We start from the raw sequence: 17314 nt of genomic DNA, 5'->3' as shown, positions 1-17314 counted from the left end.
GGCAGCCAGGGCTGTCGCGCTTTTTTGTTGAGGCCGCAACAAGCGGGCGAGCTATTCCAGCTCGATCGCCTGGAACTTGCCGCGCTCGTCGAGCGCCGTGCCCCAGATCTTGTGCGAGGCCTGGTGCTCGGCGCGGCCGAAGCCGAGCTTGGCGCCAAGACCGAGATCGATGTCACGCATGTTCTCCAGCGTGTCGATCAGCGCCTCGGTGTCGAGCTGCGGGCCGACCCGGCGCAGCGCCTGGACCAGCACGTTGGCCGAGACGTAGCCTTCGAACGACACGTAGGACGGTGCCTCGCCCGGGAAGTACTTCTCGAGCGCGCTCTTGTACTCGAGCACGGCGCTCGAATAGCCGCCGACGGCCGGCACCACCTGGGTGACGATGACGCCGCTGGCATAGCGCGGACCGAGCAGCATCAGCTCGTCCGAGAGCTCGGTCGAGCCGACGAAGGAGACGTTGGTGTAGATCATGTGCGGGAACAGATCGCGTGTCTTCTCGATGAACTTCGCCGCTGCGCGATAGGTTGCGACCATCACGATCGCCTTGGGCGGGTTCTTCAATGCCCGCAGCTGGTTGACCGCGTCGTCGACGTCGACCGTGTTGCGCTTGTAGTTGAGGCGCAAGATGGCCGTGTCGGCAAGGCCGAGCGAGCGGAAGGCCTTGGCCACACCGGAGAAGCCGGCATCACCATAGGCGTCCTGCTGCGCGAACACGGCGATGTCCTTGGCCGGCAGGCGGCGCAGCTTGACCAGATAGCGAACGACGGTGTCGGTCTCTTCGGCGTAGCTGGCGCGATAGTTGAACACGTAGCGATCCGGCGGATCGTTGCGCAGGAGGTTGGCGCCGGTGAACGCGCCGTAGAACAGCACGCGGCGCTGCAGGGCGTAGGGCATCGCCACGGCAGAGGTCGGGGTGCCGACATTGCCGACGAAGCCGAACACCTTGTCCTTCTCGTAGAGCTGCTTCATCGCGTCCAGCGTCCGCGACGGCTCGTAGCCGTCGTCGGCCGAATAGAGCCGCAGCGAGCGCCCGGCGATGCCGCCGGCGTCGTTGGCGCGGTTGAAGGCGGCCTCGATGCCCATCTTCATCTGCCGGCCGAGCTCCTTGGCAGCGCCCGAGAACGGAGCGGCGATGCCGAAGCGGATCTCGTTGGCGTTGACGCCCTGCACGTTGGTGGTGGACGCTGGCGGCAGTGTCGCGGTCGGTGCCGTCGCAGCCACGGCCGCGGACGGGGCGATCACCCCGGCGAGGCTGGTGGCGGTCTGGCTCGGCGCGCTTTGCCCGAGCGAGCGCTCGAGCTCGGCGAGCTGGCGGCCCGCGGCGTTACAGTCGGTCTGCGCCGCCCCCACGCGGTTGCGTCCATCGGCGACGTAGCCGTTGAAGACGCGGGTGAGCTCGTCACGATCCGAGCCGCCGGTGGAGGCCTCCCGGATCACCTCGCGAAACTTGTCGACAATGGCCTGAACGCGGCCCTGGTCGATCGCCTGACAGGCGGATGCTGCTCCCACGATCGGCCCGACCCGGCTCGCAAGATTACGCACCACATCCGCATTGGTGCCCGCCGCGCTGGCGGGCGTTGCGAGCAATGCCGCAACCAAGAACACGCTACAACGAAAGTTCATTGCCACTATCCCACTTTGGACCCCATCCAGGTCTTCCGCCTGGTGAATTGACGCCGTGTCTGCGACGGAGAAGACATAATACCGTCACCATGCACAGACCAGCCTTTCCTAAGAGCATGACCATTTCGGTAACCCGACACGCCTTTTTCCGATCATACTTTAGGACCTGCTAACGAAACGTCTTCACCAGTTCTTCCCCTTCGAAGCTAATTCTACTCAAGTTCGATTGCCTGATACGTGCCGGTTTCGTCGAGTGCAGTGCCCCAGATCTTGTGCGAGGCCTGGTGCTCTGCGCGTCCAAATGCGAGCGTCGTGCCGAGGCCGAGATCGAGGCTGCGCATCGATTCGAGCGTGTCGACCAGGCGCTCGGTGTCGAGCGGGCTGGTTTGCTTCAGCGCCTGGATCAAGATCGTCGCCGCGATATAGCCTTCGAGAGACGTGTAGTCCGGCGCCTCGCCGGGCGCGTATTTGGCCAGGGCGTTCTTGTAGTCGAGCACGAGGCTCGAATAGCCCGAAACCGCCGGCACGCCCTGCGTGACGATGACGCCGTTGGTGAAGCGCGGACCGAGCAGCTTCAGCTCGGTCGCGAGCGAGGTCGAGCCGACGGCGGACACGTTGGCGTAGATCAGGCCCGGCACCGCGTCGCGCGTCTTCTCGATGAATTTCGCGGCGGCGCGATCGGTCGCCACCATGATGACCGCCTTGAGTCCCGGCTTGTGCGCCTTGACCTGATTGACCGCCTCTTCCACGTCCATCGTCGCGCGCGGATAGTTGATGCGCGTCACGGCCTCGCCGAGGTTCAACTGTCGGTAGGCCTTCGCGACACCGGCGAAACCGTCGTCGCCGAATGGGTCCTGCTGGGTGAACACGGCGATCTGCTTGGGCGAGACGCGCTTCATCCTGATCAGGTAGCGCACCAGCGCGGCCGTCTCCTCGGCGTAGCTCGCCCGATAGTTGAAGACGTAGCGATCCGGCGGATCGCGTCGCACCACTGCTGCGCCGGTGTTCGGCGCAAAGAACAGCGTGCGGCGCTCCAGCGCATAGGGGATCGCCGCCTGCGAGTTGGCGGTGCCGACGTTGCCGATGAAGCCGAACACCTGCTCCTTGTCGTAGAGTTGCGTCATCGCCGCCAGCGTGCGGTTCGGATCGTAGCCGTCGTCGGCCGCCAGGAGACGGAGCATGCGCCCGTTGACGCCGCCGGCATCGTTGGTGCGTGCGAACGCGGCCTCGATGCCCTGGCGCATCTGACGCCCGGTCTCCTTGCGGATGCCGGAGAACGGCAGGACCATGCCGAAGCGGATCTCACGGTCGGTGATGCCGCGCACGGGACCCGCGGTGACGGCGCCAGTCGTCGCTTCGGCCTTGACCGGTGTGATCGGGGCCGTCGCCGCAGCCGGCTGGCCGAGCGAGCGTTCGAGCTCCGTCAGTTGCCGCTCCGCGGCGGCGCAGGTCGCCTGCGAGGCGCCCGTACGACTACGGCCCTCGGCGATGTAGCCATTGAAGCTGCGGGTCAGCTGATCGCGCTCGCCGTCATTGCTCGTCGCCTGGCGGATGGCTTCGCGGAATTTGTCGACGATGCTCTGGACCCGGCCCTGCGCGATGTCCGGGCAGGCGGACGCCTGTCCCACGATCGGCCCAACCCGGCCGCCAAGCTCCCGGACGACGTCGGGAGCCGCCGCCAAAGCGGGGCTCAAGGGAGCTGCGAAAACACTCCCGATGATCAACGCGGACCAACGCACGGCCATCGAACCTTCCACCTGCTCAGCTTGTTTCCAACCCTCTTCGTTCTACTATTCGTGGCATTTCGAATTAATGTCGGGTTTCACTGTCGCTCTTTTGTCGTGGTAGTTGAGGCTGTCTTGCCTCTAGCGGTATCCTATTCAAGTTCGACGGGTTGATAGATGCCGCTGTCGTCCAGCGCGGTGCCCCAGATCTTGTGCGAAGCCTGGTGTTCGGCGCGGCCGAAGCCGAGCTGCGTGCCCAGGCCGAGATCGATGTTGCGCATATTCTCGAGCGTTTCGACCAGTTGCTCGGTATCAAAGTTCGGACCGGCGCGCTTCAGTCCCTCGATCAGGATGCTCGCGGCGATGTAGCCCTCGAGCGAGGTGTAGTCGGCCGGCTCGCCCGGGGCGTATTTCGCAAGTGCGTTCTTGTATTCGAGGACCAGGCTCGAATAGCCGGCGACGCCGGGCACGGTCTGGCTGACGATCACGCCCTCGGCGTAGCGCGGTCCGAGCAGCATCAGCTCGCTGGCGAGCGCCGAGCCCGCGACCGCGGAGATGTTGGCGAAGATGACGCCCGGAAATACGCCTTGGGCCTTCTCGATGAATTTGGCCGCGGCGCGCGTCGTCGCCAGCATCACCACCGCCTTGACCGGGGTCTTCAGCAGCTTCAACTGATTGATGGCGTCGTCGACCTCGACCGTGTTGCGCGGGTAGTTGACCCGCACGATCGAATTGTCGCTGGCGCCGAGCGTGCGGAACGCCTTGGCCACGCCGGCGAAGCCCGCGTCGCCGAAGGCGTCATTCTGCGCGAACACGACGATCTGGCGCGGATGCAGCCTTCGCATCTTCACGAGATAATGGACCAGCGCGTCGGTCTCCTCGGCATAGCTCGGCCGGTAGTTGAAGACGTAGCGGTCGGGCGGATCGTGGCGCACGACGTTGGCGCCGGTATAGGGCGCGAAGAACAGCGTGCGGCGCTCGAGCGCGTAGGGGATGGCGACCGCGGCGGTGGCCGAGCCGAAATTGCTGATATAGCCGAACACCTGCTCCTTCTCGTAGAGCAGCTTCATCGCATCCAGCGTGCGCGCGGGATCGTAGCCGTCATCGGCGGTGACGAGCTTCAGCATGCGGCCGTTGACGCCACCGGCCTCGTTGGCGCGATTGAACGCCGCCTCGACGCCGATCTTGAGCAGCCGGCCGCTCTCCTTCACCGGTCCGCTGTAGGGAATGACCATGCCGAGCTTGATCTCGCTCTGCGTCACTCCGCGCACGTTGCCGGCCGGCGGCAGCAGTTGCGCCGGTACGGTCGCGGCCTGCGCGGTCGCAGGTCCGATGCTCACGGCGGGCAGGTTCGCGCGCGTCGGAGGCGGCGCGGCGATGGATCGTTCGAGATCGGCAAGCTGCCGATCGGCGCCGCCGCAATCCATCCGGCCTGACGTGACGAGACTGCGACCTTCGGCCACGTAGCGGTCGAGCAGGCGCGTCAGCTCGTCACGGTCGGCCTCGCTGGAGGCGGCCTCGCGGATGACGAGCTGGAATTTCTCGATGATGGCCTGGATGCGCGGCCGGGCGATGTCGCGGCACGCGAGCGCGGCGCCAATGATCGGGCCGACGCGGCCGCCGAGCTGGCGCGCCACGCTCACATTCTCGCCGGGCGCAGCAACGGCCTCGCTGGCCACGAGGGACGCGAGCAGGATGGCTGCCACACGGGCATGAGCCAGCGGACGGCGTGCTGCCGCTTTCTGCGGTAGGACGTCGATCATCGTCGCCTGTGATGTGTTGGAAGTCGGATCAGTCGTGTAGAGGGTTTAGCGAACCCGCTCCATCTGACCCGTCTTCTGGTTCCACTGCATGAACTGCTGCAGCATGGGCTTTTCGGGAGTGTCGGCCTCTGCCGTCGGCGCCGGAGCGTCCGCGAGCAGCGACTTGAACTGCGACAGCGCGGGAGCCTGCGGCTCGACCCGCTCCGGCAGCGCACTGGTCTGGTCCGCCTTGGCGTCCTGCACGTCGGCGGCGACCGGTGGCAGCGTCTTCATCGACTGCACGGCGGCGACGAAGGACGAGCTCGCGTCGGGCTGGCGCCACACCGGCACGATGTTGACGAAGAACAGCGCGACGACGGCGGCGACGCCGGTTGCGGCGGCGAAGCGGCCAGCCACCTTGAACACGACCGAGCGGCGGTCGCGCTCGCGCTCCAGATCCGGCGGCTCGCGCATGACCTGCGGATTCAGCGACTGACGAAGGGATTCGAACACGGCGGTCTCCAGGCGAGCATCGAGCGGTCCTTGCTGTCCCGAAGCGGGACGCTCGGCCGCCTCCGCTGCCTTGGCATTGTCACCGACGAGAGATAGACGCGCGGCTTCCGGACGTTCGCGCAGCCACCGCGGTGCGTAGTGCAGCGGGTCCTGCGGGTTCATCGGATTCTGTTCACTCAACGAACTCATACGCTACTCCTCTGACGCTCGATTCCGGAAACTGATACGCTTCTGCCACGGTTCGTATGAGAGCTAGTTTCAAACGAAGAGCGGGAGCTGGTCTGCCACTTCAGTCCACACGGAATCACTCGCAGAATCAGACGTTTCGCGTCGATCAACGATCGCACGCCAGCGGTCCCTTCCTGCAAGGCGCCGTGGCACGTTTGCCGTGCCTTGGGCGCCTCTATCGATCCCATGCCCCGCCCCCTGACGAGTGTCAATCGATCGGAACCTCCTAAAGTCGTCGGTTCCGAATTATATGTACGTTAAAGTTATCATCATGATGTGATTAAAATGAGGCATGATAGGTCTTGACGCAGATGCTCATGAATTGCGTCTCATTGATGCCAAGATTGCGCCTTGATTCGATCATCATCGAACTATGTCGGGCGGGCCGCTGTCGATTTTTGAGCGGCTTAGCGTCGATTTAACCATCCGTTAACCATCTGGCGCCGACAGTTAACCAATCACTAAGAAGGTTGGGTCGGATGGTCATGAGTGCCAGCGCTGAAACGGTGCGTCCTGTTATTCGTCTGCGCGGGCGCTCCTACGTAGCCTTCGTGTTTTCGCCGGTGGTGCCGATTGCCGACTGGCTCAGCGAGCTCGATGCAACGCTCGCGGGCTCGCCCGGCTTCTTCGTCGGCAAGCCGATCGTGCTCGATCTCTCCGCGGTGGATCTGAGCCCGCTCGCCATCACGCACCTCATCAAGAGCATCGAGTCGCGCAACATCCGCGTGCTCGGGCTTGAAGGCGTCGAGCAGGGCCGGCTGTCGCTCGGCATGCCCCCCTTGTTGTCCGGCGGCCGTCATTGCGCCGTGCAGGAGATCGAGCCGGAGAAGCCACAGCTGCAGCAGCCGACGTCGCTCTTGCTCGACCAGCCCGTGCGCTCCGGCCAGTCGATCGTGTTTCCCGACGGCGACGTCACCGTGCTCGGCGCGGTGTCGTCGGGCGCCGAGATCGTCGCCGGCGGCTCGATCCACGTCTATGGCGCGCTGCGCGGTCGCGCGATGGCCGGCATCAACGGCAACGCGGCGGCGCGCATCTACTGCCAGAAGATCGAGGCCGAGCTGGTCGCGATCGACGGCTACTACCAGACGGCCGAGCAGATCGACGCCGCGTTGCGCGGCCGGGCCGCGCAGGCGCGGCTCGAAGGTCATTCCATGAAGATCGTTGCATTGAACTGAGTAGCAGGAGGATTCGTGACATGTCGAAAGTACTCGTAGTGACGTCGGGCAAGGGTGGCGTCGGCAAGACCACCACGACGGCGGCGATGGGCGCGGCGCTGGCGCAGGCCGGCGAGAAGGTCGTCGTCGTCGATTTCGACGTCGGCCTGCGCAATCTCGACTTGGTCATGGGCGCCGAGCGCCGCGTCGTGTTCGATCTCATCAACGTCGTGCACGGCGTCGCCAAGCTGCCGCAAGCCCTGATCCGCGACAAGCGGCTGGAAAATCTGTGGCTGCTGCCGGCCTCGCAGACCAAGGACAAGGACGCGCTCACCGAGGACGGCGTCGGCCGCGTCATCGCCGAATTGCGCAAGACGTTCGACTGGGTGATCTGCGACAGCCCGGCCGGCATCGAGCGCGGCGCCATGCTGGCGATGCGCTATGCCGACGAGGCGGTCATCGTCACCAATCCGGAGGTGTCGTCGGTGCGCGATTCCGACCGCATCATCGGCATGCTCGATTCCAAGACGGTGCGCGCCGAGAACGGCGAGCGCGTCGAGAAGCACATTCTCATCACGCGCTATGATGCCGGCCGCGCCGCGCGCGGCGAGATGCTGTCGATCGAGGATGTGCTGGAGATTCTCGCGACGCCGCTGCTCGGCATCGTGCCGGAGAGCCAGGACGTGCTGCGCGCTTCCAACGTCGGCTGTCCCGTGACGCTCAACAGCCCCGCGAGCGCCCCCGCGCGCGCCTATCACGATGCGATGCGCCGCCTCCTCGGCGAGGAGGTCGAGATGCAGATCCCGACCGAGCGCAAGGGCCTGATGAACCTGCTCTTGGGACGGAGGGCTGCATGAGCGTGCTGCGGCTCTTTACGGGGCGTGCGGCCTCCGCGCCTGTCGCGCGGGAGCGGCTGCAGATCCTGCTCGCGCATGAGCGCAGCCTGCGCGGACAGCCCGATCTCCTGATGCAGCTGCGCGAGGAAATCCTCGCCGTGGTTTCGCGCCATGTGGTACTCGATCCGGACAAGGTCATCGTTCGCATGGATCGGGGAAAGCATGTCTCGACGCTCGAGGTCGACATCGAACTGCCCAATGGCGCCGACCGCGCCTTTGCCAGCGCCGGCTGAGACGTGGCGAGGCGCGCGCTGATGCGGCCGATCTTCCGCATCGCGGACAATCGGGTCGCCGTCAGCTCCGATGCTGCAGGACCGTGGGATCCGACCATGCAACACGGGTCCGCGCCGTCGGCGCTGGCCGTATGGGCGGCCGAGCGCATTCCGACGACGTCGCCGATGCGCATCGCCCGCGTCACCATCGACCTGATGCGCCCGGTGCCGCTCGCAGAGCTCCTCATCGAGACCGATGTGCTGCGCGAGGGCCGCAAAATCCAGCTCTGCGCGGTGCGGCTGCGCGCCGGCGATACGGTGGTGGTCACGGCGACGGTGCTCAAGATCAGGCAGGATGCCGTGCCGCTTCCGGACGATGTCCGCGAGCTGCCGGTCGATCTGGTCGGTCCTGACGATGCGTTGCCGGAGCCTGCGGATTTCTCGACCAGCCCGTTCGTGCGCGGCATGACCCTGCGCGCCGCGCGCGGCCGGTTCGGCGTCAAGGGACCCGGCGCGATCTGGTACCGCGTCGACTGGCCGCTGGTCGAAGGCCACGCCGTGTCGCAGGCGATGCGCGCCGTGGTCGCGAGCGACTTCTGCAACGGCACCTCCGCTGCTCTCGACTTCCACAGCTACACCTTCCTCAACGCCGACCTCACCGTGAACATGGCCCGCGAGCCGGTCGGCGACTGGATCCTGCTCGATGCCGAAAGCTGGATCGGCCCGGACGGCGCCGGTCTGGCGATGGCGCGGCTGGGTGATGTCAGGGGCTATTTCGGCCGCGTGGTGCAGAGCCTCGTGATCGAGAAGCGGTGAGGGGGCGGTCAGCCGTCCGGATTGCGTTCACAGCGAGTTGGCGAACTGATCACCGCACCGGCGCTGCTTCGTTTCCAACGGCGCGCCGCGGCGAGGTGTTATTAAGTTGGGCCGGTGATCGGCAGTTGCCTGCTTCGTTTCCGGTGAACCGATCAACCCCGCGCCAAGCTCCGCTGCGCCCTCTCCCCCGCTTGCGGGGGAGAGTTGGAGAGGGGACGCCACGCACACCGCCGCTGGAGCGGCCCACTCCCTAGCCCTCCCCCGCAAGCGGGAGAGGGAACACACTGCCGTTGTCGCGAGTGAACGAGTTCAACGACGAACGATTTCGCTCTTGCGCCGCCCGCACCGTGTTCAAGAATCGTCCCACCTCCAGCTTCAGCCGGTTGCTGTCCTGTGACAGCGACTGCGCCGCCGACAGCACCTGGGACGAGGCCGAGCCGTTCTCGTTGGCAGCCGTGCTGCACCTCGGTGATGTTGGACGACACCTCGTTGGTGCACTGTGCCGCTTGGCCGTGGAGTTATCAATATTGCTCTAAACTTGAGCAGGCCAAGATGGTCGTATAACTACGACGCGGACTACACGCAGGTGAAACGACAAGCAGGTGGACGGGAACAAGCGTCATGGCGAAACCAACGAAGGCCACGAGCGTCGGCGAGGGGAGCCAGTCTCCGTCGGAGCCGATCGACGCCCGGATCAAGGAGCTCGGGGATTGGCGCGGCGTCACGCTCAGCTACGTCCGCGATCTCATCAAACGGGCCGATCCCGATATCGTCGAAGAGTGGAAGTGGCGCGGCGTTCCCGTATGGTCGCATGCCGGCATCGTCTGCACCGGCGAGACCTACAAGGCCGCGGTGAAGCTGACCTTCGCCAAGGGAGCCTCGCTGCCGGACCCTTCCGGCCTCTTCAACGCCAGCCTCGACGGCAACACCCGCCGCGCCATCGACCTTCATGAAGGCGACGTGATCGATGAGACGGCGTTCATGGCGCTGATCCGCGCCGCGGTGGCGCTGAACATGACGAAGGGGAAGCGCTAGGGCTGGTGCATCGCTCCGCGCAGTCAGTATCAACGATCCAGGTCGCTGCTCACTCACCACGTCGTCGCGAGCGCAGCGAAGCAATCCAGGGCCAAGTCGAATCATCTGTCTGGAAGGCCTGGATCGCTTCGTCGTTTCGGGAGGGCCCGCGACGGCGGTGCCGGTCGCCGACAACCTTTCGCAACGATGACCCGTGTGCATCGGGCTGGGAGGAGGCGGCAGCCATGGTTGCGCTCTGCCGAGAAACACGCTAGTTCAGCGCATCCCAACTTCAACGCAGGAGGCGACGATGTCCAGACTCACGCGCTTCCCGGGCTCGCTGCGCGATCATTGACGCGGCCGACCGGGATGATTGTCCCGGCCATGATTTGACCCTTTCGCATCTCATCGAAAAGCCCGCGGCCCTCGTGGCCTGCGCTTGAACCGTCGTGTCATGACATCAAATCTCTTGCTGACTCCCAGCCGGGAGCCGGAGCGTTCCGACCTGCGCGAACGCCGGCTGCGGCGCTATTCGTCTCGTCTTCAATCCCGCGTGCGCGCATGCGCGATGCGACATCCTCATCTCGCCGACCTCGCGCTCAGCTTTCCGGCGCTGCTGTTCGCGCTGGCGGTGCCGCGCCCGGACGTCGATCCGGAGCGGGCGATCGCGTGCGTGATCGCGGGGCGTCCGCTGGCCGAGGCGGCGGCCGCGGCCGGTCTGCCGCTCTGGCTGCGCAAGCTGCCACCGGAGGCGTTCGTCCGTCAGATCCCGCCCCTGCCAAACGGCGAGCTGTTCCGGCGGCAGATCGGCAACCATTTGCCGCGCTCGCCGAAGCTGATGCCGACCTGGCTGCAGCTCGTGGCGGAGATGGCGGCGCTGGCGCATGAGGCCGCCGCCGTCTGGATCGCTCGCGAGTATCTGCGGGCGCCGAAGCGCGATCACATGCATCTGCTCGGTCTGTGGATCTGGTTCTCGGGACAGCCCGGCTGCTTCGGCCGCGAGCTCATCGAACGGCCGTGGACTCCGGCCATGAAGCTCGACGCCGCACGGACAGCCGCCTTCGCCTGGCGAGCGAACACGACGCTGCACCTCAACATCGGTCAGCGGCCGATCCGCAACATGTGGCTCAACCCGGGCCGTGTGGGTGATTATGAATTCAGGCCGCTCGATGACATCCCGGCCATCGTCGAGGAAGCGGTCGTCATGCGCAACTGCGTCCGCACCTATGATGACGACATCGCCCATAACCGCTCGCGGCTGTGGAGCGTCTGGCGCAATGGCGAGCGCGTCGCGACGTTGGAGACCGGGCTCCATTGTCATGATCCGTTGCTCAACATCATCCAGCTCGAAGGCCCCGGGAATGCCGCCGCGCCGCGCGAGCTGTGGTGGATCGCACGGCGGTGGCTGCACCTGCACGACCTGCCGCAGATCGAGACGGGCAGGATCAAATGGCGCCAGGCCCCGCTCGATCTCGCCACCTGGCGCAGGCTGTGGCGACCGTACTGGCTCGCCAAGCGCCGCATCCCGGACTGGTTGCCGCTCGCACCGTCGCGCGCTGCGTTCGCGGCGTTGTGAGATGGTTGTCGTGTCCGGACGCTCGTTCGACAAAATCAGTGTCGTCCCGGCGAACGCCGGGACCCATAACCCCAGGGCCATATTCGAGGCACGCGCGTTGATGCATCTGGGCTCGCCACGTCCTGTGGTATCGGTCCTGGGTCGCGCGAACGCGCCGATGCCTGCACATCGTCCGGCTTCGCTTGTTCGGCACGACAGCGGGTCGGAGTGCAGACCGGCTTTACGTTGGGCCCTCTGTTGCGCGTCGCGTGGGATTCGTTGTGCCGCAGCGAGGTTGATTTGGCCGACGAGCAGGCTTGCTTCCCCATCGATACCTTCCGGCGCAGGTCGGGCGTCCGCAGCGGCGCGCGCAAAGACGAAATTCGCTCGCGCGATCAAGCTGATTTGGGCTGTCCAGATGCGGAGCGAAAAATATTCGACTTTGCATTTTCAGAAATCCATGGTCTTTTCTCCCCATCCCGCTTCACTGACGAGGGGCGCTTCGCGAACGTCACGATGCGTTGGGGTGGGATGCGGTGGCCGCGATGGGGCGCAGCATGCTTTGGGCATGCCGACGTACGCCACGTCGCGGACGGTGAAGTCGCAGGGTCCTGGCCTCCCGACGCTGAGGCCCGCGCAACGCGTGAAACGCGTTGTCGCCACGGTGGCAAACAAGCCGGTCACCGAGGAGACTGCGTATAAATCGTAAAGCCACCGCGCAGGGAAGGCCGGGTCTATCCGGCCGAACCTGTGGTTCTGCCGCGTGCTTTTTTGCTGCACGCGGACCGCAGGCCTCGGTCGAGGCCTGGCCTTCCCTGCACCCTCCGTGAGTTGGAGGGGAACGACACCAGCAAGACTCGGACGCAGGTGCGCCGCGAGGCAGCAATGTCATGTCTGCAATGGGGGCAACGCATTCAGTGGTGTTTGGAGACAGCGGATCGCGTGGCGAGTATCGCGCCACACAGAGGCTGTCGTCCCGGCGAACGCCGGGACCCATAATCACAGGACGATGGTCGAGGCACGCGGGTCGCGACGTCAGCGCTTACGACGCTGCCCTGCGGTTATGGATCCCGGGTCGCGCTTCGCTTGCCCGGGACGACAGCGGAGCGCGGCGGCTACGGGCGAGAGCTTCCATCGGCATTGCAGAGCCGCGAGTCTGGATTGCCGTCGTTGCGAGCGGAGCGAAGCAATCCAGGGCCTCATCCGCGGCCCTGGATTGCTTCGGCGCAAGAGCGCCTCGCAATGACGGTGGCGATCGAGGGAGCTGATGATGCCGCTACCCCACCATCCGCCCGCGGCCCTCCCAGAACCGTGCGCGCAGCACCTTCTTGTCGACCTTGCCGACGCCGGTCATCGGCAGCTCCTTGACGAACGAGATGCTCTTGGGCGCATGGGCCGAGCCCTTGCGCGCCTTCACGAGCTCGATCAGCTCGGCAGCGTCGATCTGCGCGCCGGCGCGGGGCACCACGATCGCGGTGACGGCCTCGCCCCATTTGTCGTCGGGCACGCCCACCACCGCACACATCGCGACGTCGGCGTGCTGCGTCAGCACGTCCTCGATCTCGCGCGGGAAGATGTTGAAGCCGCCGGAGACGATCATGTCCTTCTTGCGGTCGAGAATGTACATGTAGCCGCGCTCGTCGCGGCGGGCGATGTCGCCGGTGTGCAGCCAGCCGTTCTTCAACGTCTCCGCCGTGGTGTCCGGCCGCTTCCAATACTCCGCCATCACATGCGGCGCGCGCACGCAGATCTCGCCCGCTTCGCCCTGCGCGACCTCCCGATCGTCGTCGTCGAGGATTTTGACCTCGCAGGCCGCGATCGGGAAGCCGCAGGACAGGAACAGCTCCGGCTGCTTCGGATCATGATCGGCCTTGCGCAGCACCGAGACGGGATAGCATTCGGTCTGGCCGTAGAGCTGCGAGAACACCGGGCCGATGCGCTCGATGCCCTCGACGAGCCGCGTCGGCGACATCGCCGAGGCGCCGTACAGCACGAGCTCGAGCGAGGAGAGATCGGTCCTAGCCAACGCGGGATGATCGAGCAGCACGTAGATCATCGTCGGCACGAACAGCGTGAAGTCGATGCGCTCGCGGGCGATGGTCGCCAGCACGGCCTCGGGATCGAATCCCTTCAGCATGTGCACGGTGCCGCCGCGCATCAGGGTCGGCAGCACCTTGGTGCCGGCGACATGGCTGATCGGCGCCACCGTCAGGTAGCGCGCACGCTCCGGAATCTCGAAATCGGCGAGGATCGCGGTGGCGAAGCCGCCATACTCCCGGTGATGGCGCAGCGCGCCCTTCGACTTTCCGGTGGTGCCGCCGGTGTAGTTCAGGGTCGCGATGTCGTCGGGCGTGGCGAAATTGCGTGCGGTGGCGTGGCCGGCCTGCTCGATTGCGGCGAGCAGGTCAGCGCCATAGCCGGCCTGCCCCAGCGTGAACACGTGACGGAGGCCGTCGGCGCGCGCGGCGAGCTCACCGCCGCGGTCGCGGAACGCTGCCGCATCGATCACCAGCACCTGCGATTCCGAATCCGACAGCTGGAACAGCTGGTCCTCCAGCGATCCGAGCGGATGCAGCCAGGTGATGGCGAGCCGCGACAGCTGTGCCGCCGTGCCGGCGCACCAGGTATCGGCGCGGTTCGCGGTGAGCAACGCGACACGTGTTCCCGGCGAAAGGCCGAGGCGCATGAACACGCCTTGCATGCGCCCGATCAGGTCGATCGCGCCCTGATACGACAGCGATCCGCCGGGCCAGCTGAAAGCGGTGCGCGAGGGGTGACGCGACAGGGTGAGCAGGGTCTGCTCGCAGACGACTGGAAACGTGTGAAGCTGATGGCTCATGGAACGTCCTCCCGGGAGGCCGCGATCGTTGTGGCGTCGCATGGCTTGTTGCCGACGCTATCAGAAAGTGCCTCGCGCTCAAGGCGCGCTCTGCCGTTCCCGGAACATCGCAGCGCGCCCCGCGTTGCCCGGCCGAAGAATAAGGAGCAAGGCCATGCGCACCTCGACAGCCTTTTTTGCAGGAGCCGGAACGGTCGCCATCGCCGTCGCGGCCGGTCTCGGCGGTGGGCTCATTCTGGCCGAGGGCATGCATCCGCGATCGCTGGTGATGGAATCGACCAAGCTCGAGCGCTCCGGACCGGACGCGCCGTCGCCAAGTCCGACCGCCACCTCGTATCTTGCGGCGACGCAGGCGGCTGCGAAGACGCCGATCAAGGTGTCGCCTGCAGCAGCCGAGACGGCGCCTGCGACGTCGGCCTCGGCCAGTCCCGCGCCGTCGCAGCAGGCGGCTGCGCCGGACGCGAACGCTGCGCCCGCGGCTTCTGCGGTGGCGGCCACCACCCCGGCCACCACGTCCGACGAAGCCCAGGCCAAGCTCCAGGAGAAGGCCGCAGAAAAAGTTCAGGACGCGGACCTGAAGGCGCGCGGGGCCGAGCGCAAGCGCGTCGCCGAGCAGCGCCGCGCCGACCGGCACCGGCAATATGTCGAGCGCCGGCGCCAGCGCCGCGAGCAGGATCTGCGCGCCGTCGAGCAGGCGGTGCGCGAGGATACGACGCCCCGCGCCTATGCGGCGCAGCCGCTCGGCATGGAGGGGCCGCGCTTCAGCTTCTTCGGCAACGATTGATCGCATGCGGCTGCGTCGTTATCCCTGAGCCGAACAGAGATCAGGGAGGAAGCGCCGTGCGGGAGACTCGATGGGCCGGGCTGCGGACGCGGCTGCGCCTGCCGCTGATCGCAGCGCCGATGTTTCTGGTGTCGGGAATCGAGCTGGTGAGCGCGGCCTGCGCCAATGGCGTGATCGGCGCGTTCCCGACGGTCAATTGCCGCACCCCCGACGAGCTCGACGCCTGGCTGTTCCGGATTGCGGATCGGCTTGCGCGCAGCAGCGATACCAGCGGGGCGGCGACTGCGCCGGTCTGCCCGAATCTGATCGTGCATCACTCCAACGCGCGGCTGAAGGACGATCTCGCGGTGCTATTGCGGCACCGGCCGGAGATCGTGATCACATCGGTCGGCTCGCCGGCGAAGGTCGTTGCGCCCTTGCATGATGCGGGCGCGCTGGTGTTGGCCGACGTCGCCTCGATCCGTCATGCCGAGCGCGCGGTGGAAGCCGGCGCCGATGGGCTGGTGCTGCTCACGGCCGGCGCGGGTGGCCAGACCGGCTGGCTCAACCCGTTCGCCTTCGTGCGCGCGGTCAGGGCGTTCTTCGCCGGGCCGATCGTGCTCGCGGGCGGCATCAGCGACGGCGTGGCCTTGCGGGCGGCCGAAGTGCTCGGCTGCGATCTCGCTTATATGGGCACGAAGTTCATCGCCACGCGCGAAAGCATGGCCGATGATCGCTACAAGGCGATGCTGGTGGCAAGCTCGGCCGACGACGTGCTGCTCACCTCGGCCTTCACGGGCCTGCCGACCAGCATGCTGCGGCCGTCGATCGTCGCGGCCGGGCTCGATCCCGAAGCGTTGCCGGCGCGCGGCGCGATCGAGATCGGCAGCGACATCGACATCGCCGCGCGCGAGGCGCGGCCGAGACGCTGGCGCGACATCTGGAGCGCGGGGCACGCGACCTCGGGGGTCACCGACATCCCGTCGGTCGCCGTGCTGGTCGCGCGGACGGCTGATGAGTACGGCGGCGCGGGTGGCCTCCGATCATGAGAGAAAACGTGATGTGTGTCCTTAAGGCACCATTAACCATCGGGTCCCACAATCCGCGGAGCTTGAACTTGGCGGAATCGTGCGATGGGCATCGGGCTACGGCAGGACAAGGAGCGGGCGACGCTCGAGGAGATCCGGATCCGCGTCGGGCATGCTTTGCAGCGGCATCCGCTGTGCCGCAACGTCCAGTTCGACATCATGAGCGTTCCCCGCACCGCTCGCGGCGGGAACTGGACCATCAGCCTGCATTCGGTGGAACCGGCGGCGCTTTGGGAGGCCTCCGACATCGTCGCCGACATCCAGGCCGCGTACGATCTGCTGATGCCGGCCGAGCTGTATTCGGCGGCGTGAAAAAATATCCGTCATGTTCACAGGGCAGAATGGTGGCCTCTGTGTTTCTGTGGCATCGTAAAGCCTTAATTAACTCCCACTTTTCGGCAAGCTGCGGCTTTCCGCCGGGATACGGAGAATTGCGTGACGAAGTCGATCGCTTTTGTCGCTGTGCTGGGCGTGCTGATCGCAGGCGCGGCCGTGACAAGCGTCCTGATGCGGGACAGCGTGCCTTCGGCCGGTGCGATGATGCCGCCTGTGGTGGCGAAGAGCCCAATCTCCAACCGTGAAGCCAAGGGCGACCGCCTGGCGATGGTCACACTTGCGGCTCCCGAGGTGCAGCAGCCGAGTGCCCCGTCGAAGGCGACGCTGCGCCAGGCCTTTGCCTATGCGCCGTCCGAGCCGGAAATGGCGAAAGCGTCGGCCGTCGTCGCTGCCGAGCCGGTGGTGCCGAAGTCAAAGATTCTCGCCAGGAGCGAGCCGGCCCCGGCGCCGCTGAAGCCGGAGGTGCAGAAGGCCTATTCGTTGCTGTCGGACGGCCAGATCGCGGGCATCAAGGAGCGGCTGCGGCTGTCGTCGAGCCAGGAATATTATTGGCCGGCGGTCGAGACGGCGCTGCGCGCCGTCGCCCGCAAGATCCACGCCGGCCGCCAGGGCGCGGCGAAGCCGGGCGCGGTGGCGATCGATCCGGATTCGGATGAAGTGCAACAGCTGAAGTCGGCCGCGATGCCGCTGCTGTGGCAGCTGCGCGAGGACCAGAAGGACGAAGTGCGGCGGCTTGCGCGTACCATCGGCCTCGACAAGGTCGCAGCCGCGATCTGATTGGTCCGGCCACGTGAACATCAGAGAAGGCCGC

15 protein-coding genes and 1 pseudogene are annotated in these 17314 nt (G+C 66.2%); 10 read left to right on the top strand and 6 right to left on the bottom strand.

Annotation, left to right across the window (positions count from 1 at the left end; genetic code table 11):
- Positions 1-51: 51 nt before the first annotated feature.
- The 4 genes from QW868_RS13345 to QW868_RS13330 all read right to left on the bottom strand — a co-directional run bounded on the left by QW868_RS13345 (position 52) and on the right by QW868_RS13330 (position 5791).
- Positions 52-1623 carry an ABC transporter substrate-binding protein gene (locus QW868_RS13345; RefSeq protein WP_315736135.1) on the bottom strand — a complete coding sequence of 524 codons (1572 nt, stop codon included), beginning with the start codon at positions 1621-1623 and terminating at the stop codon, positions 52-54.
- Positions 1624-1835: 212 nt separating this feature from the next.
- The gene (locus tag QW868_RS13340; protein WP_316230722.1) at positions 1836-3368 is read right to left on the bottom strand and encodes an ABC transporter substrate-binding protein; all 1533 of its coding nucleotides are present in this window, start codon (positions 3366-3368) and stop codon (positions 1836-1838) included.
- 131 nt (positions 3369-3499) lie between these two features.
- Positions 3500-5110 (bottom strand): ABC transporter substrate-binding protein, encoded by a 1611-nt coding sequence (locus QW868_RS13335; protein WP_316230721.1) that lies wholly within the window; start codon positions 5108-5110, stop codon positions 3500-3502.
- A 45-nt stretch (positions 5111-5155) separates the two neighbouring features.
- Positions 5156-5791, bottom strand: coding sequence for a hypothetical protein (locus QW868_RS13330; protein WP_315736138.1), 636 nt, complete (start codon positions 5789-5791; stop codon positions 5156-5158).
- Between the two features lie 524 nt (positions 5792-6315).
- Here QW868_RS13330 and minC point away from each other — a divergent pair.
- Genes minC through QW868_RS13310 form a run of 4 tightly spaced genes read left to right on the top strand, consistent with a single transcriptional unit; the run spans position 6316 to position 8908 of the window.
- Complete coding sequence (minC, locus tag QW868_RS13325; RefSeq protein WP_409999111.1) at positions 6316-7005, top strand: septum site-determining protein MinC; 690 nt, start codon at positions 6316-6318, stop codon at positions 7003-7005.
- A gap of 20 nt (positions 7006-7025) precedes the next feature.
- A complete protein-coding gene (minD, locus tag QW868_RS13320) occupies positions 7026-7841 on the top strand; it encodes a septum site-determining protein MinD (protein ID WP_315736140.1) in 816 nt (271 codons plus the stop codon).
- Entirely contained in the window at positions 7838-8113 is a 276-nt protein-coding gene (gene minE, locus QW868_RS13315) for a cell division topological specificity factor MinE (protein ID WP_315716282.1), read from the top strand. Before minD ends, minE begins: the two co-directional genes overlap by 4 nt.
- A 21-nt stretch (positions 8114-8134) precedes the next feature.
- Complete coding sequence (locus tag QW868_RS13310) at positions 8135-8908, top strand: thioesterase family protein (protein WP_316230720.1); 774 nt, start codon at positions 8135-8137, stop codon at positions 8906-8908.
- 334 nt (positions 8909-9242) lie between these two features.
- On the opposite strand, the pseudogene QW868_RS13305 reads toward QW868_RS13310, so the two are convergent.
- A pseudogene (locus QW868_RS13305) lies at positions 9243-9417 on the bottom strand (methyl-accepting chemotaxis protein); the annotation flags it as partial.
- Positions 9418-9529: 112 nt separating this feature from the next.
- Between QW868_RS13305 and QW868_RS13300 the strand changes: the two are divergent.
- Together QW868_RS13300 and QW868_RS13295 are read left to right on the top strand one after the other, a co-directional pair.
- Complete coding sequence (locus tag QW868_RS13300) at positions 9530-9943, top strand: DUF1801 domain-containing protein (RefSeq protein ID WP_316230719.1); 414 nt, start codon at positions 9530-9532, stop codon at positions 9941-9943.
- 547 nt (positions 9944-10490) lie between these two features.
- Positions 10491-11498 (top strand): hypothetical protein, encoded by a 1008-nt coding sequence (locus QW868_RS13295; RefSeq protein ID WP_316230718.1) that lies wholly within the window; start codon positions 10491-10493, stop codon positions 11496-11498.
- 1255 nt (positions 11499-12753) lie between these two features.
- On the opposite strand, the gene QW868_RS13290 is transcribed toward QW868_RS13295, so the two are convergent.
- Positions 12754-14316 (bottom strand): AMP-binding protein, encoded by a 1563-nt coding sequence (locus QW868_RS13290; RefSeq protein ID WP_316230717.1) that lies wholly within the window; start codon positions 14314-14316, stop codon positions 12754-12756.
- A 154-nt stretch (positions 14317-14470) separates the two neighbouring features.
- Here QW868_RS13290 and QW868_RS13285 point away from each other — a divergent pair, with 154 nt between their 5' ends.
- The 4 genes from QW868_RS13285 to QW868_RS13270 all read left to right on the top strand — a co-directional run bounded on the left by QW868_RS13285 (position 14471) and on the right by QW868_RS13270 (position 17280).
- Entirely contained in the window at positions 14471-15100 is a 630-nt protein-coding gene (locus tag QW868_RS13285; RefSeq protein ID WP_316230716.1) for a hypothetical protein, read from the top strand.
- Positions 15101-15156: 56 nt separating this feature from the next.
- Positions 15157-16128 (top strand): nitronate monooxygenase, encoded by a 972-nt coding sequence (locus tag QW868_RS13280; protein ID WP_316230715.1) that lies wholly within the window; start codon positions 15157-15159, stop codon positions 16126-16128.
- An 84-nt stretch (positions 16129-16212) separates the two neighbouring features.
- Complete coding sequence (locus QW868_RS13275; protein WP_315758836.1) at positions 16213-16479, top strand: hypothetical protein; 267 nt, start codon at positions 16213-16215, stop codon at positions 16477-16479.
- A 180-nt stretch (positions 16480-16659) separates the two neighbouring features.
- Positions 16660-17280: a hypothetical protein gene (locus tag QW868_RS13270; RefSeq protein ID WP_315737021.1), complete on the top strand. Its 621-nt coding sequence runs from the start codon at positions 16660-16662 to the stop codon at positions 17278-17280.
- The last annotated feature ends 34 nt before the right edge of the window (positions 17281-17314 follow it).

It is taken from the genome of Bradyrhizobium sp. SZCCHNR1051 (assembly GCF_032489615.1).
Classification (GTDB): Bacteria; Pseudomonadota; Alphaproteobacteria; order Rhizobiales; family Xanthobacteraceae; genus Bradyrhizobium.
Note: the sequence above shows the minus strand (reverse complement) of the source record. Positions and strands in the feature narration are given on the sequence as shown.